The 18282-nt window shown below is 44.6% G+C and carries 6 protein-coding genes; 5 read left to right on the top strand and 1 reads right to left on the bottom strand.

The window, feature by feature from the left end:
* Positions 1-21 precede the first annotated feature (21 nt).
* A complete protein-coding gene (locus tag W234_RS0104440) occupies positions 22-11055 on the top strand; it encodes a VCBS domain-containing protein (protein WP_227501934.1) in 11034 nt (3677 codons plus the stop codon).
* A 71-nt stretch (positions 11056-11126) separates the two neighbouring features.
* Here W234_RS0104440 and W234_RS0104435 read toward each other — a convergent pair whose 3' ends face one another.
* Positions 11127-11879: a hypothetical protein gene (locus W234_RS0104435; RefSeq protein ID WP_025645143.1), complete on the bottom strand. Its 753-nt coding sequence runs from the start codon at positions 11877-11879 to the stop codon at positions 11127-11129.
* 274 nt (positions 11880-12153) lie between these two features.
* Between W234_RS0104435 and W234_RS0104430 the strand changes: the two genes are divergently transcribed.
* The 4 genes from W234_RS0104430 to W234_RS13665 all read left to right on the top strand — a co-directional run.
* On the top strand, positions 12154-13575 hold the full coding sequence (locus tag W234_RS0104430; RefSeq protein ID WP_084212617.1) for a TolC family protein: 1422 nt from the start codon (positions 12154-12156) through the stop codon (positions 13573-13575).
* A gap of 20 nt (positions 13576-13595) precedes the next feature.
* On the top strand, positions 13596-15890 hold the full coding sequence (locus W234_RS0104425; protein WP_025645139.1) for a type I secretion system permease/ATPase: 2295 nt from the start codon (positions 13596-13598) through the stop codon (positions 15888-15890).
* Positions 15883-17052 (top strand): HlyD family type I secretion periplasmic adaptor subunit, encoded by a 1170-nt coding sequence (locus W234_RS0104420; RefSeq protein WP_025645138.1) that lies wholly within the window; start codon positions 15883-15885, stop codon positions 17050-17052. Before W234_RS0104425 ends, W234_RS0104420 begins: the two co-directional genes overlap by 8 nt.
* Before the next feature lie 299 nt (positions 17053-17351).
* On the top strand, positions 17352-18282 hold a 931-nt coding region (locus tag W234_RS13665; protein ID WP_037058977.1), incomplete at its 3' end, for a cadherin-like domain-containing protein.

The following is an 18282-nucleotide window of genomic DNA, read 5'->3' as shown; positions in this document are numbered from 1 at the left end:
GTTGATGCAGATAGCGGTGATGTGCTAGATAGCTCTAAGCTTGAGATCACAGTTAACGCAGTTGCAGTGGTTGTTAATCTGGGAGTTACGAAAGCTGAGGCGATTGAGACCACAGACAACAGTGACACGCTTGAATTTGCAGTTACTCAAGCGTTCAAGAGCGATAAAGACACCACGGTTAAAGTACAACTAGACAAGGTTGGCAGCGCCGGTATCACGGCAAGTGATATTGCAAGCATCACTTATACAGATGCAACAGGTGAGGTGACCCTAACAGACCCATCTGCTATTGAAAGCTTCTTAACCAATGGTGCAGCCGTTGTGATAACAGCGGGCAGTAAAGAGGTGCCAGTTGTCTTTGAAATTGCAGACGACAGTGTTTATGAAGGACAAGAGACACTAACCTTAAATATTAGTGATGCCCGTAATGATAATGGTGCAAGCATTGGTGATAATGCTCAGTCAGGTACTATTAATGATGAAGATGGCACAGACCCTCTAAATCCACTAGATAGCGTCACGGTATCTATCGTAGATACGATTGATACGGTTAATGAAGGCGATACTGGCAGCTTCCTAGTTGAATTGCGTGACGCTAATGGTGATCTGATTAACGCGATTACCGATGTCACTGTAGAAGTGACTTATAGTGGTGTTGCTGCAAACGGTGATGACTTCACTGGCAGCGCGACAGTGACAATCCCAGCAGGTTCAAGTAGCTTTAATCTTGACTTGCAGACCCTTGCAGATAACCTAGTTGAAGGCGATGAGATTGTAAATATCACTATCTCAAATCCGCAAGGTGGCGGCTTTGAAGCCATTGAGGTTGATGCCAACGCTGACACTGCAGACATGACCATTGTTGATATAGACACAGCTGAGATTACTGTGGGTGATGCGGTGGCCGTTGAAGGTGGAGACTTAGTTCATACCATCACCATCTCAACACCAAGTGATAAAGCTGAGACGTATGTCTTTAGCATTACTGAAGGTACAGCGACTGAAGGCGCTGACTACACCAATGCGCCCGTCTTTAGCAACCCAGACATTGTTTATGACCAAGCTGCCGGCACTATCACCGTACCAGCGGGCGTTACTGAATTTACGGTTAGCTATCCAACCATTGATGACAACATTGCTGATGATGGTGAGACCACCACAGTAACTGTTGACGGTAAGACTGGCACAGGCACCATCAACGACGAAGATGGCACAGATCCTATGAATCCGGTAGAGGGTGTGACTGTTTCTATCGTAGACAATGTTGACACTGTTAACGAAGGTGACACTGGTAGCTTCCTAGTTGAATTGCGCGACGCTAATGGCGATGTGATTAACGCGATTACCGATATCACTGTAGAAGTGACTTATAGTGGCGTTGCTGCAAACGGTGATGACTTCACTGGCAGCGCGACAGTGACAATCCCAGCAGGTTCAAGCTCAGCGCCTCTTGATTTAGTAACGATTCAAGATCAGCTGTCAGAGGGTGATGAGATTGTGAATATCACTATCTCAAATCCGCAAGGTGGCGGCTTTGAAGCCATTGAGGTTGATGCTAACTCTGACACAGCAGACATGACCATTATTGATGGAGATAAGTCTGTTGTTGATATCAACGCAACGAAAGAGACAGCGATTGAGGGTGTAGACAACACCTTGATCTTCACTGTATCACAGCAAACAAAGAGTGACTCAGACACCACAGTACTTGTAAAACTAAATCAAACAGATAGTAATATCGAGCCGCAAGACATTTATGCTATTAGCTATACTAAAGCTGATGGCACACCAGTGACCTTAACGGATCCTGTTGATATTGCTTACTTCCTGAAGAATGGTGATACGGTTACTATTCCAGCCGGTCAAGACAAAGCACCTGTAATTACAGTGATTGTTGCAGACGATGCTATCTATGAGAAATCAGAAGACATGGTGCTTGAGATCAGTAACCCTGTCTCTGCAGGTAATGGCATTGTTGAGATTGGTCAAGCATCTGACACGGGTACCATTTATGATGAAGACCGAGACCAACAAGGTGATCAGCTAGGCGACTTTAATGATGGTGATGAGACGGAAGTTACCGATCAAGGTCAGCCAGTTGACGGCAATCTATTAGGCAACGCGTCTGAGACAGATGCTGACATCACGTTGAACGTTAATAATGTTCAAGTAGACATTGATGGTGATGGCACCCCTGATGAGATTACTGTTGGCACACCAGTTGATATCGTTGACGCTGATGACAATCCGGTAGGCTCTCTAACAGTGAGCCCTGATGGCAGCTACACCTTCACGCCAGATGGCGACTTTACCGGTGACGTTCCAGAGATTAGCTATGACGTTGTTGATGGTAGTGGCAACGTCCTTGACGATTCTGTCTTAGACCTCACTGTTCTTCCAGGGCCAGTTACCATTGAGATTGACGCTACCAAAGACCGCGCTATTGAGCGTCCAAGCAATGATGACACCTTAGAGTTCAGCATCAGCCAAAATGTGGCCAGTGACCAAGATACCGTTGTTAACGTGCGCCTAGATGCAGCAAACAGTCCTGATATCACCGCCGGTGACATTGCGCGTTTGCAGTACACCAAAGCCGATGGCAGCGTGGTTGATACTACTGATCAGGGTGAGATCAGCGCCTTCTTAGCCACTGGCGACGACGTCTTAATCGCTGCGGGCAGTAAAGAGAGCCTCATCACTATCAGCGTTGCTGATGACAGCGTTTATGAGCAAACTGAAGACTTAGGTCTGATCATCTCCAATGCTGTTAACCCTAATGGCGTCACTATTACCACCGCTACTGATAGCGGGGTGATTGAGGATGAAGCGGCACAAGATGGCACCCCACAAGAAGGCGACCGTCCGACCGTTGGCATTACTGCGAGCAAAGATACTGCCATAGAAGGGGTGGACAACACCTTAGAGTACACCGTTGCACAGGATAACCTAAGCAACCTTGCCACTACAGTCACTGTCAAAGTGGCGACGGGCAGCAGCGAGGTTGAAGCGGCGGACATTGCTTCTATTGGCTACATTGATGCCACAGGCAGTCCTGTGACCATTACCGACAGCGCCGCCATCCAAGCGTTACTAAATGGCACCACCACCTTGCAAGTCAAAGTACCTGCAGGTAGCACAGCTGCGCCTAAAATTACGGTTATCGTCAAAGATGATGACATCTATGAGGACAGCGAGCAGCTGAGCTTTGTTATCGACAGTGCTGATAATGCCGATATCGACAGCACCGTCGCCACTGGCACCATTTATGATGAATCTGATGATCCAAATGATCCAGGTGCCAATACTGAAGGTGACAAACCGACTGTCACTGTAGGCGATGCCACAGCGACCGAGGGTGACACCTTAGTGCATCAAGTGACGGTGAATGGCGACACAACGCAGGCGGACGTCACTTATGACTTTAGTCTCACAGATGGCAGCACTGATCCTGCCACAGCGGGTAGTGACTACACCAATGCCCCCGTATTTAGTAATGGCGTCATCAACAATGGTGATGGCACTATTACCGTCCCTGCGGGTGTCACTGACTTTACCGTCACTTATCCAACCTTAACTGACAACATTCTTGAGAACGATGAGACCACCACGATTACCATTGGTAATGACAGTGGCACGGGTACGATTATCGACAACGATACCGCACCGACACTAACCGTAAATGACAACAGCGTTACCGAAGCGACTGGTAATACTGTTTCAAATAGCTTTGATATTACCGATCCACAGAGCGTTACAGCGTTAACCGTCAACGGTCAAGATGTCACTCTAGCAACCTCTGGCAATCCTATTACTATCAGCGGCAATGCGGGCACGCTAGTCATTACTAACTATGACTCACAAACAGGTACTCTTATTTATGAGTACACCGAAAATGGTAATGCAGAAGATCATAGCGCTGGTGCGGTATTTGATCAGTTTGACGTGGTATTAACCAACACCATTGGCGATACCATCAATGACACCTTAGATATTGAAATCATCGACACCGCACCGACAGCTAATGATGACAAAAACAGTGTTACTGAAAATATAGATGTAGATCAGGCATCTGGCAAAATTACCGCAACTGGCAACGTAATGACGGGTACTGCTCCTGATCAAGCTGACGATTTAGGTGCAGATGCAACTACGGTAACGGCAGTGGAATTTGGTAGTGTCTCAGGTAGCATTGGTAGCAGCATTCAAGGTAATTTTGGTGAATTAACTCTAGAAGCTGATGGCAGTTATACTTATGACGTTGATAACAGCGCTGTAGAGTTTTTAGCAGTGGGTGAGACGCGAGACGAGACCTTCAACTACACCATAACCGACGCTGATGGTAGTACTGATACTGCCAAGCTCACTATCACCATCACAGGAACTAATGATCAACCAACCATCACTGCTGACAGTAATGGCAATATTGCAAATATATCTTTCGTCGAGCAAACAGATGACTCAGTGATTACTCAAAGTGGCATTATTGCTTTTAGTGATATTGATGTCAGTGATACGCTGACACTGGGTTATATTAAAGGTGAAAATCAATATACCTTTGGTCAGGGTAATACAGCCTTGACTGATCTAACTGTTCCGCAAAAAACTGCGCTAGAAAGTATGTTCTCAATAACTCAAGCGACCAATAATAATGGAGTTTGGGAGATTGAAGCAAAAGATACTGATATTGACTTCCTCCCCGAAGGCGAAACCATCACCATTCGCTACGCGGTACAAGTGAATGATAATAAAGGAGTGGATACTGCTGCTAACGGTAACGAGATCAGCAGCAGTGAAATCCGTTACGTTGAAGTCACTATCACTGGTACAAATGATGAGGATATTGCGCTTGCCGATAACAGTATTACTATCGATGAAAACGGCACCACAACTTCGGGCAGCGTGCTAGCCACTATCTTTGATGAGTTTGATACTGATGATCCAGATGTTGGTGAGCAATTGACCGTAGAAAGTTTCCAGATTGGTACTGGCTCACCTATTACTGTAGATCCTGATAACTCAAACAACTTAGCTAACGATGTCATAATAGATGGTAATAAGGTCGGTGAAATTACCTTTAACAGTGATGGCACTTATGAGTATGTTGCGACTAGCGATTACAGTGGTACGCTACCAGTTATCACCGCGAACGTTTCAAACGGTGTTACTGGTGCTACTCGTGAAGAAACAAGTCAAGAATTGACTATCACTGTTAACCCAGTATCTGATGCGCCAATACTTGCTGCCAATAAAACCGTAATAACTCAAGAGGATACCACTGTTGCTTTAGGCCTTGTATCACCTATTGTGAGAGACAGAACAGACCTTGACGCTCTTAGTACCAGCAATGACACCCCCGAACGTATTGGGTTAGTAAACTTAAGCGGTTTCCGTGCTGGTACGGTACTAGATTATGATGGTGGGACAATTAATATCACTACCAATAGCCAAACGGTTAGAATTAGACTCAGTGATGTAGATACTGTTAATAATCCACCAAACTTTAACGCTTCAACTACTATCACCATGACTAAGGCTCAGTTTGAGTCAATGACCCTCACGCCACCTAGAGATGACGCCACCAATATGAACGTTAGAATGTCGGTGACAGAATATGAGGTGAATAATGCTGGTGATAGAATAAGTGTCGATAGTACTGGTGCCGTTGTCACTACCGGTGGTACACCAATAGCAGGGGCAACTTCTAACACTACCATTACCGTCAATGTCCAAGCGGTTACTGATACCAGTGATAATAACCAAAGCGGTGATGACGCAAGTCAGTTTGGTTATGTAGGTAGTACTGGTGTTAATGGTAACACTTATACAGTCAGTGCTAATGAAGGTGACTATATTACCTTACCGATCGCCACTACTTTTGGTGACTTAGTAGGGAGTGCTGCTAATGGTAGTAGAGAAACTTATGGCTTTGTGATTAATAACTTACTTCCTGGCTCTACCGTTGAGTTTACTCCAGCAGGGAGCACTACGGCGACTGAATATCTTGTTGGTCCTAGCGGTACTGTGCTGATCGGAGTGCCAGCTCTTGCTAATGATGGTTCCCCCACCAAAACAACAATTGCAGTTAATAGTAGCTCACAGCCACAAATTAAAATTAAGTCCTCAGAATATAACTCCTTAGATATGGATGACATTGAGGTATCTTTATATACTCAAGACCACGATGCTGACTCGACACCTAAAGATAAATCAGTCGAACTAATCAACACAGTTAAAGTCGACCTAACCGTCACGCCAGTTGCTGGTCAGGTCGCTATTACCTCTAGTGCTATTAGCACGCCTGAAGATACGGCAGTTAAACTCAGTGAATTTGGTTTCAAGGTACTTGATAACAAGTCAGGTGTGAACGACGCTAACCCAGAGACTATCACTAAGATAGAGTTTAGCCTCCCAGAAGGTTGGACTTATACCGATGCTAACAGCACTACGACAGGTGCAGTAGGTGGGACGACTATCAGTATAGATACGTCCAGCGCGACCAATCTAAATACATTCTTAGATACATTGACTGTTAAGCCACCTGCGCATTCCTCAAAAGATACAAGCCTTATCTTTAAGGTCACAAGTACAGATATTGATGATGATGGTGGTAATAGTGTCACTAAGACGACTACGTTGCCTGCTAAAAAGGTAACCGTCACACCCGTTGCCGAAAAAGTAGGTGAGGATACCGATGGTGATGGTACACCTGATCTGACTATTAATGACAGTCATAAATACAGCGCCAGTGCGAAAGAAGACGAAGCCTTTAATCTTTTCGCTGATCCTGATGGTTCATTTAACTTAATAGATGATTGGAGCAACCAAGACACTTCCGAAGATACCTTCGCCCATATGACCTTTGGTAATAAGAACGGTAGTGACTTTACCTCAGTTGAGGGGGCGGTATTTACTTATAATGATGGCAATGGTTTAGTTAGCCTGACTGACAACGGCAATGGTGTCGACATTCCGATGGAGTACCTAGATACCGTCACCGTAACCCCACCGCAAGACTATAGTGGCTTTAACCTTGCTAGCGGTGCCGAGACAGCAGTCAAGGTCGAGGCAAAAACTGTCGATGTTGACGAAGATGGTGGCGCAGCAGATACAGCCACCAGTGGCGAAAGTTACTTAACATTTGAATTTGATGTAAAAGGCGTAGCCGACCCAACCACCTTAGCTGTTGATCCTGCCGAAGGTTTTGAAGATCAAGCCATTATTGGTGGTAACAATCGTGATGGTTCAATACCAGCAACGATTGATCCTGCTCTTGGTATCCCGCTCGATATCCGCCCAAGCTCGCGTGATAATGACGGCTCTGAGACTTATGATGTCACTATATCGGATATACCAGCAGGTGTGCAGCTGTATCAAGATAATAACAGTACAGTAACACTGCTAGATACCAGCAGTGGTTCAGTCACTATAGCTGATTATACCAAAATAGTAGATAACTTATACTTTGTCCCTGCTGAGAACTTTAGCGGTACGGTAAATCTAAAAGTACAGGCAGTGAGTAAAGAAGATGGTACTACGGGCACACCAAGTCCTATGCTTAACCTACCTGTCAAAGTCATTGGCAAGGCAGACTTAATAGCCAATGACGACTTAGCAACCGACACAGTTACCATCGATAGTGTGGATTACACACATAACTACATCACTGACGAGGCAACGCTAGACAGTACAGGCAACCATCAGATTGCTTTATCCAGCGTATTTGCTAGTGTTGCGGATATCGAGGCATATGATGGTGACAGCCCAGCTGCTGAGCAAGTTATTTATCGGGTTGAGGACTTGCCTGCTGGCTTTAACTTAATCGGTGCAGAGGTTACTTTCTTAGGTGGCGGTGGTACTGATCGAGTATGGTCAGTGACGCTTGAGGCCTTGCAAAACGGTACAGCGCAGCTGCAGACACCAGATAACTTTGCAGGTGAAATCAACTTCAATATTACTGGTACCACTACAGAGAAGGTATCTGGTGATAGTGTCACCCACAATCAGCAAAACGTCTCTATTCTAGTAACACCCGATGCTGCTGATAGCACGATAAGCAATCCTCAAGTCGTTGCCACTGAAGATTTGTGGGCGACTATTGACTTTGAATCAGCCTTTACAACCACAGATCAAGGCGGTTTAACTGAAGGTCAAGAAGTGCTTGAGAGTATCACGCTATCAGCAACTGATCTAATGGCTAAAGACGTCATATTACGTGTTGACGGTACTGAAGTGGACTTAACAACTAACCCACCACCAACTTTGACATTTACGCCCGATCAGACAATCGAGATTATGTACGATGACGATAAACGTCATAGCGATGATGATGTCAGCATAGACTTTGACTACACTTATACTGACACCGCTAAATTGATTGATAATTCAGAGATTAAGGAGTCCACTTCAGGTAGTGCTACTGTTAATGTGACCTTCCAAGCGGTTACTGATCAGCCGAGTATGATTTTGAATGTAAACGATGGCACTATTGATAACAGCGGTAATGACAATACGGCGTCTGTCACCGTATCTATATCTTCAGCTGATCAAGATGGCTCAGAGAGCTTTACTCGTCTAGAAGTGACTGATGTCCCTGATGGTCTCAATGTGCAAGGCGGTATCTTATCAAATGGCGTCTGGTACGTTGATGTCCCTAACGATCCAGCTATTACCGACACTGCAGCGACTTATGAGCTAGTGCTTGAGCGTAATGATAGTACGGTTAATATACCAGAAGGCAGTTTCAATATTACAGTGACGGGTGTCACTCAAGATATCAATGGTCAAGGCACTGATGGTAGTGAGCGCAAAGTAGCCGAAACCTTTGATATTACATCAAACAGATCGAGTGGCGGTGAGGATCCTACCCAGCCTAACTTGATAGATAGCTTTACTAGCAAGGCAGTCATACCTTCGCAGGTAGAAGATATCAGCTTTACTCTTGGTGATATATTGGACGCTACCTTGAACCCAGCTACCGCTAATACAGTTAGTGCTTATACTTTTTCCTTGACTGATCTGCCAGTCGGCACTGAGGTATCTACTGATAATCCAGCTATAAGCGTGCAGCAGATTGGCGGTAAATGGATCATCAGTGTGGATGATGCAAGTAGCCTCAGTCCAGAAGATGCTCTTGATGCAGTGACAGTGACTCCGCCGAAAGATTTTAGTACCAACGTGACGGGTGGCAGTCAGGATCTTACCTTTAATACCAACTTTACTGCGTTAGATAAAGATGGTGGCGAGGAACGAGTGCAGGTTGACGACGTCAAGGTTGAGATCAAGCCAGTTACGGATCCGATAGACAATGATGGTAAAACCACTATAGTCGATACGGATGAGGACACCAAAGTAGAAATTGAGATCGACTTAACCAACACGGCTGACGGTAATAATGTTGAGATTATTAATGATAAGCTGTATCTGCAGCTAGATGAGTCTGGTTTAACGACTGATAATGGCACTAGCGGAAAACTAACGGATGATAATGGTAACGACTTGACGCTTGTAACATTGGCAGATGGTGACGTTGCTGATATTCCAGCTGGTGATTATTATATCGTAGATGTAGGCACGCCTATTTTTTATGAGCCTGCCGAAAATGAAGATGGCACGGCAACAGTTGATGTCTATGCCGCTCATAAAGAGAGTCATAATATCAGCGGACATGACAGTGGTACAAAGACTTATAAGCACAGTTATGACGTCACAGTCGAGTCGCAGCCAGACAATCTAAGTATTACTGATAAGAGTGATCAATCAACAACCACTGCTAGCGGTAATGAAGATACTATGATTGCTATCGACTATAAGATTGCGACTATCGATAAAGACAATACTGATGCCGCTACTGCCATCACCTTAGACAATATCCCTAATGGTTATCTGGTCTACTATACTGATGCTAATGGCAATCCCGTCTTGGCAAGTAACAATGGTAATTCTGGTGGTAATAACTCATGGTCTATTGATGTCTCCAAACTGGGTGATACTAATACTGGCGAAACGTCAAATATATTCATCATGCCACCGGAAAACGTCAGTGGTATCGTGTCTGGTATCGAGATGAAAGTGGTCAATGACAGCGGGATGATCAGTGATCCGCTAGAGATTGATCTTGAGGTCAAACCAGTCGCTGATGGGGTAGCTGCTAATCCTTCTACTATTCTTGGTAGTCAGGGTAAGTGGACCACGCTGAATCTAAACGCAACTATGCAAGATACGGATGGTAGTGAGACCGTTAATATAGTTGTCACTGATGATGGTACGAGCTTAACCGATGATGTCTTACGCTTTAGAGTGAAGAGTACAGGTGAAATGTTGACTGCCGTGTGGGATGATGTCGCTAACAGCTATACCATAACGGGGATTACTCCTGAGCAAATCAATGACCTGCAAATTCAGTCATCCATACCGTTAAAAGGCGATCTGGACTTTGCGCTTAGTACGACCGATAAAGCTACAGGTATGGCTGATAGTGTATCAACTGAAGTGACCGAAAAGGTGTCTGTAGATATTGTCTTTACCAAAACCTTTGTAGGTACAGCGGAGAACGATATCCTTGATGCTTCGGGACAGCCTGTCGCTGTGAATTATACAGGCGGCGCAGGTAATGACATCTTAACGGCTGGTAGTGGCAATGACTTCCTTGATGGTGGTACAGGTGCTAATACGCTGATAGGCGGTGCAGGTAACGATAAAATCGTATTCTCTGCAAACAACCTATTGATGGATGGTGGTGACGGCATCGACACCTTGTTAGTAGATACTAGTATTGACTTTAGTGGCTTTGATAGTAGCGTGATTGATAATATGGAAGTGATTGATATGACAGGTAATGGTTCACAGTCATTGACTAACCTTACTACCAGTGATGTCATTGAGATGACCGATAGTAACAATGAGCTGTTTATCAATGGCGACAATGCTGATAGTGTCTCTTTAACAGCGGATTTTGAAAAACAGCAAACGTCTGATGAGACCGGATATGCTCAGTATCAGAGCACTATAGATCCATCGGTGACTCTATATGTCGATACTGATATTACCGTGATATAATTGCTATCTTTTCTAGATAATGTTGATGTAAACAAAAAAGCCATACTTGTGATGGCTTTTTTGTTACCTATCTAGTTGTTCGCTGATTCATCTAGTGAGGTGATAGGCGTGATGGGATAGTCGGGCGTCATCATCTCATCAGCGGGGCTGGCAAGTGTAGGCGGCTCTATAGGCTGGTTGGCTTGTTGCGCATCGATTTGCTGTTGATTGCGTTGCTTGACCTCATTGATCAGCTTGGAGAGTTGTTCGCTGTCTTTGTCAATATCTGCATTTAGCTGCTGAGTTTCTTTGGTTTGCTGCAGTCGATACCCAGACAGATTTTGTTGCTCACCATTGACAGCTCTGTTATTGATAGTCGTCACTGAAAGATCATCATTGTCCTCGCTATCCTTGCTCAAAGAGGCTCTGCGGCTTGTCTCTATAACAGACGGCTCTTGTGACGAAGGGGGTTTTTGGGGTGGTGTATGCTCTTGCGGTTTATGGTTTTGGGTCGCAGTATTGTTGTTCGATACGGGGGCTGCTGATGCGGTAGGTTCTGTATTTGCGCTCACTTTAGCGGTAAAAACCTCTGTATCATCAACTGTGACCTGATCAACCGCTATTTGATCAATTGTGATTTTAGTGTCTTCTGCTATCATAGGTTTGCTGGTAATAGGCTGGTTTTTATTTATTAAGGCTTGCGATTCAGACGTTTTTTTGTGGTCGAATACGGTAAAGTAGACAACGATTGCTAGCAAAACATGCAGTAATAGAGCCAATACGATGGTTAGGATTGGCTGATCTTTTGGTTTGCTCGTTGGCGTAGGCGCTGAAGGGTGAGGCATAGGGTAATCCATATGTTGACGCTGAGGGCTCAAAACTTTTTAATAAACGCTTCAATACGTCTTTAATCATTGATAATCATCACGATGAACTTTGTTATTATCTAAAAAACAATAGCAGCAAAGAAGCCATAATATCATGTTGCACTTTTATTTTTATCCCGATCAGTCCCAAGCAATGATCAAAAAGCCAATGTTTAAAAGGTGCTTTATCATAAAAAAACTACGTCATAGCTTATCACCTTTGGTATCGACAACCGCAATAGGTATGTTACTGATGACGCTATCAAGTGCGGCATTTGCCAATGCTGATACGCATATTAATACATTGATTGACCAAGCGATTGAAACCCATCCTCTCGTTGGTTCGGCACGTGCTGAGCAGCAGGCGACGACAGAGAGTATCCGTGCTGCCAAGCTCAACTTGCTACCAGCACCGACATTGTCATCAGGCTATGATCGTGACGATGGCATGGTCTCTCGGTTTCAGCTACGGCAGTCATTATGGACGGGTGGCAAGCTTACTGCCAACGTCAATCAAGCACTTTTTGATGATAAAGCAGCCACAGAGTATATTTACGAGCAACAGAATCAAGTCGCTAAAACCACCATTGAGGCATGGCAAAGCTATATCACTGCTGTGTCTAAGCAGCAAGTCTATTATGATAATCTGCAACTGTTGATAGAGTTTGAGGAAATGATGCAGCGCCGAGTCAATCAAGGTGTATCGGCGCGTATCGAGATGGATTTAGTAACCAATCGCATCTTACAAGAGCAAAACTCGTATCAAGCAGCAGTAGAGCAGCAGCGTATTGCCATCGCTCGATTAGAGCAAATCACTGGTCGTAAGCTGTCAGCAGCTGATCTGCCAGTGCCGAATATCGGTGAGCTTGTCAGCTATGCCAAAGGCTACTCTCAAACCTTTGAAAAAATGGCATTCGATCAGGCCAGCTTTTATAATCCTACTGTGGTAAAAGGGCATTATCAAGTCGAAGCGGCTAAGCAAGAAGTTAAGTCATTGCAGGCGGCGCGTTATCCGACTTTTTATGCACAGTACGAATACGACTATTATCATGATGAAAATAGAAACAACAATCAGAATAATAGTGAAGGTGAGTTTTCGGTAGGCTTAAGCTACGATCCAGGAGCGGGTCTATCTAATTTGGCACTAGCCCGAGCATCAGCCTCACGAGTAAACAGCCTTTCACAGTCAAAAGAAGCGTCAAGACGACAAGTGCTTGAGACTATCCAAACCCAATATCAGCAGTTTGCTAGTGCTAAGGATCAAGAGCGCTCTTTGATCGCAGCAGTCGCAGGCGCACAGATTGTGGTGAGCTCTTATCGCCGCCAGTTTATTGCTGGACGCAAGTCTTGGCTTGAGGTGCTCAATGCGGTGCGCGAGCATTCTCAATATCAGGCGCAGTTGGTTGAGACACGAACGTCTATTATTGCAGCGTATTATAAACTGCAAGTTGATTTTGGCATGATGCCATGGCAGAAGTTTGATCAAAGTCGTCAGCCAGACCCGCTGTTCCGCCCACTAGATCCCGTCAAAAACTGGTTTATTCGTCAAGAGGCTGCTAGGCAGGTGCCCGATCAGGCAGTTATTGAGCCGATCGTGATGAAAGAGGCGAGTAGTGACAACAAAGATAATACAGGTCTCGTCACTTATCCACTTAATGACCCTAACTATCCATAAATTTTCAGGATATATTTATCATGAGCACACCAGTTCCAGCTTCGAATGACGCTACATCTGACAGCGAGCTGATGGCAAATCCTACTTCGCAGTTATCGACGCCTGCCCCTGATGAGCAAGCGGCGCAATTGGCGGCAGCGTTACACACTTTGCTGACTCAGCAAGGCTATCCTATTGATAGTGTGCGCTTGCATGGAGTGCTGCATCAGCAGACAGAGCTTGTGACGCTGGCGAGTATTGTTAGGGTGCTGGAACAGTTGGGCATTGATCAGTTGCCAGAATCTTTACCAATACCCGATGCCGCATTTTTGCCATTGTTGGCTTTGCACCCTACGCAAGGATGGGGCGTGATTGAGCAGCAAACCCCGCAAGGGCTGTGGCAGTTTCGCCAGTCTGAGGGCAAGAGTGTGCATGCAAGCGAGGCTTTTAGCCAGTTATTGCGAATACGATTAGAGGGCGAGCCTAGTAAGCGTAAACGGTTAAGCTTTGATCAGATTCTAAAAAAAGACCTCAAAAACTACCGTGGCATTATTGTAGAGGCAGTTGTTGCCTCGTTTTTAATCAATATGTTGGCACTTGCCGTATCGCTGTTTTCGATGCAGGTCTATGATCGTGTGATTCCAACTCGTAGCGAATACACTTTGATTATTTTAGCGAGTGGGGTAGGTCTGGTCATCTTATTTGAAACTTTTATGAAGTTTGCCCGCTCCAAGATTATGGACAAAGTGGTGGTCAATCTCGACCAGTATTTATCACGTGAGGTTTTTCAGCGTCTATTAGGCGTGCGCATCGATCAGATGCCAGGGTCTGTGGGGTCTATGGCGGCGCAGCTGCGTGGATATGAGCAGGTTCGCAGTTTTTATACAGCAAGTACGTTGTTTGGCTTGGTCGATATACCGATGGCGATCATATTTGTGACCCTTATTATTATTATTGGTAATCCATTAGTCGCTTTAGTGCCTATTGTTGCCGCCGTGGTGGCGATTGTACTAGGTCTTAGTGCACGCAAAAAAATCGACAGTATCGCCGCTGTGGGCGCGCAAGCCTCTTATCGCAAGACAGGTATCTTAGTAGAGACGGTAGAAGGCGTTGAAACGATTAAGGCCGGATCAGGCAATTGGAAGTTTTTGTCACGCTGGCTTGATGTGATGAACATCACCACCAAAAATGATTTGGATATGAAGCATGCCAATGACAACCTAAGTTACTTGTCACAGATGATACAGCAGGTCAGCTATGTCGGTATTGTGATTGTGGGTTCTTTTGTAGTGATGTCAGGAGATATGACCATGGGTGGCTTGATCGCTTGCTCAATCTTAGGCGGTCGTATTTTAGCACCAGTAATGGGTATTCCTAATCTATTGGTACAGCACTCACATGCCAAAGCTGCCAAACTTAATATAGAGCAGTTATTCTCACTAGAGCAAGACAATCACGGTGTCAGTCACCCGTTATCGCCCAGTCATATCTCAGGGAGTTTTGACTTAGAAAAAGTGATATTCAACTACCAAAATAATGATCAGCCCGCTTTAGCTATCAGTAGGCTACAGATTAAAGCAGGCGAGCGTATTGCTGTTTTAGGACCTATTGGTTCTGGCAAATCAACCCTATTAAAAGTATTGTCTGGATTATATGCGCCCACACAGGGCAGGGTGTTGTTAGATGGGCTTGACATGCAGCAGATCAGTCGTGAGTCTTTGAGTGCGCAAGTGGGCTACCTACAACAGGATCATCGCCTTTTTGAGGGTACGCTACGAGAAAACCTATTGATCGGCTTACCAGCGCCTAGCGATGACGTTATGCATGATGCGTTGGTCAAGACGGGACTGATTAGACTGGTTGCCAGCCATTCTAGTGGTTTAGATCTGCCTATTAGTGAAGGAGGCAAGGGATTATCAGGAGGACAAAAGCAGTTGGTTGCTTTTACACGCTTAGTATTAACCAAGCCTTCGGTGGTATTGATGGACGAGCCAACCGCCTCTATGGATAATCGGCAGGAAGCACAGTGTATCGATGTGTTGCATAAGCATTTTGGAGAAGATCACACTTTAATCGTGGCCACTCACAAAATGCCACTGCTGCAATTGGTTGATCGCATCATCATTATGGACAATCAACAAATCGTGATGGATGGGCCAAAATCAAAAGTGCTGGCCCAATTACAAAGCAATGAAGAGCGAAAACCTGCTCATAAAACCGCAGTAAAGGTCAGCCAACCAAAAACTCGTGTTATCAGTAAAAAAACCTCAAGTATTGAAGTGAAAGCTGATGATCAGTCTGATAAAGATGATAATGTAGGGCAAGCCAATGAATAATTACCAACATAAGTCTCATGATCCTAAAGTTGGACGTACCCGTATCATTATTTGGGGCGCTCTATTCGGTATCATTGTATTAGTTATTTGGGCTTATTTTGCAAAAATAGATCAGGTGACTCGAGCCACAGCAACTGTTATCGCTAGTGCTCGTACACAAGACATTCAAGCGGTTGAGGGTGGCGTATTGACTGATATCTTAGTCAAAGAAGGTGAAGACGTCACTAAAGGGCAACTGGTTGTTACCTTAGAAGAAGAGCGGGCACAAGCGGCAGTCGCCAATGCAAGCTCTAAAATAGCAGCCCTAAAAGCCAAGCTAGCTCGACTTGAAGCTGAAATATATGAGCGACCATTAACGTTTCCAGATGATATTTTGCAGTATGATGAATATATAAACAATCAAACGCAACTGTACAATCGCCGCCGCCGTGCTATCGAGCAGGATGTTAGTTCTTTACGAAAAATGATGGTATTGGCAAATCAAGAGCTGAGTATGAACGAGCCTTTACTTGCTCATGGAGATGTCAGTCAGGCTGATGTAATTAAGCTCCGTCGGCAAGTGGCAGAAATCCAAGCGCAAATCACCAATAAGCGTAATAAATACTTCGAAGAAGCGCAGTCAGAAATGACCAAAGCACAAGAGGAGTTAGATACTGAGCTTGAGCAATTGCGTGATTTCTCACAAGTACTGGAAGAAAAAAACCTGTTTGCCCCCACAGATGGCAAAGTCAATAACATCCTTATCACTACTATCGGCGGCGTGGTCAAGCCAGGTGAGATCATCATGGAGATCCTGCCGACCAGTAGCGACTTGATTGTTGAGGCTAAGGTCAGTCCTGCAGATATTGCATATGTCAAAGAAGGGCAGGCGGCTACTGTCAAGCTGGATGCCTATGATTATTCTATATTTGGTGCTATGAATGGCAATGTGGTTTATATCAGTCCCGATACTCTGATGGAGCAAACACCCAATGGCGAAGAGCCTTATTACCGGGTACAGATCAAAATTACTGGTGCTGAGTTTGCTGAGCGTCGTGATGAGATTGTGATTAAGCCTGGAATGACTGCTTCGGTAGATATCAAAGCCCAAGAACGCTCAGTACTATCCTATCTGACCAAACCTATTACCAAAACCTTTTCTGAAGGCTTGGGCGAACGATAATAGGGTCATGATCTATTCGTAATTAACTTCTAAGCTATTTTATATCTTCAATATTTGCTGCAAGTATACAGTTATTATAAAAGTCTTTTAGAATAGCAGGTCTATCCAGTCTGGCTATATAACCTTAGAACTAGTTTTAATAAATAATAAAGCGCTTGAAACGTTTATTCCTGTCAGATTAAACTAATGTGTGCTAACATAGTAGCAATACTGTTAGTTAATGTTACCCACTTAAAACAAAACCTCTTCTGATTAGAAAAATCTTCCTAACTTGTAGGAAAGTTCAATAAGGATATATGATGTCACAAACAATTCAACTTGCCGTTCACAAAAACAATGTCAACTTGGTTAATCAAGTATTAAATAGCAATCAACCTACTAAAATAGCTGCTGAAGAAGGCATGAAAATTAGCCTAGTGGAAGCTAAAACAGGTCAACCAGCTAAAAAGCTAAAAGCTAAAAAAGTGGCTGATGATTTACTGATTGCAGATGAAAATGGTGAGACATTACTTACTATTGAGGATTATTATCTAACAAATAATATTGAGCTTGGCACAGTTGGTGATTCAGGTTTTGTTGAGTTTGATTATATAAGTGCTGAAACAGGCGTGACGACACAAGTAGCTTCAGAAACCTCCTATACAACGCTTGTATCGGAGATGCTAGGCGATGCTTCATTAATAGGCGGTATTAGTAATGGCGCCTTATTAGGTTCAATTGGCGCTGCCGCGTTAGGAATAGCAGCTATAAGCAGTGGTTCAAGTGATAGTTCATCAAAACCGCCTGCTAATAAATTACCAGTCTCAAAAGACTCAATCATTACAGCCACCGAAGACACCGTCGCGACTGGTCAGCTAGCGACCGCTACCGATGCGGATGGTGATGACTTAACCTATGCATTAAAAGACAATGCTGCCAATGGTACTGTCACTGTCAACGCAGATGGTAGCTATAGCTACACGCCAAACGCCGACTTCAATGGCGAAGACAGCTTCACTTATACCATTGATGACGGTCAGGGTGGCGTGATCACTCAAACCGCAACAATCACTATCGCTGCCGTAAATGATGCGCCAGTCTCAGAAGATAGTGTTATTGCTGCTACAGAAGACACCGTAGCTGAAGGTCAGTTAGCGACAGCCACTGATGTGGATGGTGACACCCTCACTTATGCTTTAGATGAAGAAACTACAAATGGCAGTGTTATTGTCAATGCCGATGGCAGCTACA

Origin of the sequence: Psychrobacter sp. TB15 (assembly GCF_000511655.1) — a bacterium.
Lineage (GTDB): Bacteria > Pseudomonadota > Gammaproteobacteria > Pseudomonadales > Moraxellaceae > Psychrobacter > Psychrobacter submarinus.
The sequence above is the reverse complement of the archived record's forward strand: the minus strand, read 5'-3'. Positions and strand labels throughout refer to the sequence as shown.

Coding starts and splice junctions, on each gene's coding strand:
- W234_RS0104430 (WP_084212617.1), top strand. CDS start 12,154: ATGACGCTATCAAGTGCGGCATTTGCCAATGCTGATACGCATATTAAT.
- W234_RS0104420 (WP_025645138.1), top strand. CDS start 15,883: ATGAATAATTACCAACATAAGTCTCATGATCCTAAAGTTGGACGTACC.
- W234_RS0104425 (WP_025645139.1), top strand. CDS start 13,596: ATGAGCACACCAGTTCCAGCTTCGAATGACGCTACATCTGACAGCGAG.
- W234_RS0104435 (WP_025645143.1), bottom strand. CDS start 11,879: ATGCCTCACCCTTCAGCGCCTACGCCAACGAGCAAACCAAAAGATCAG.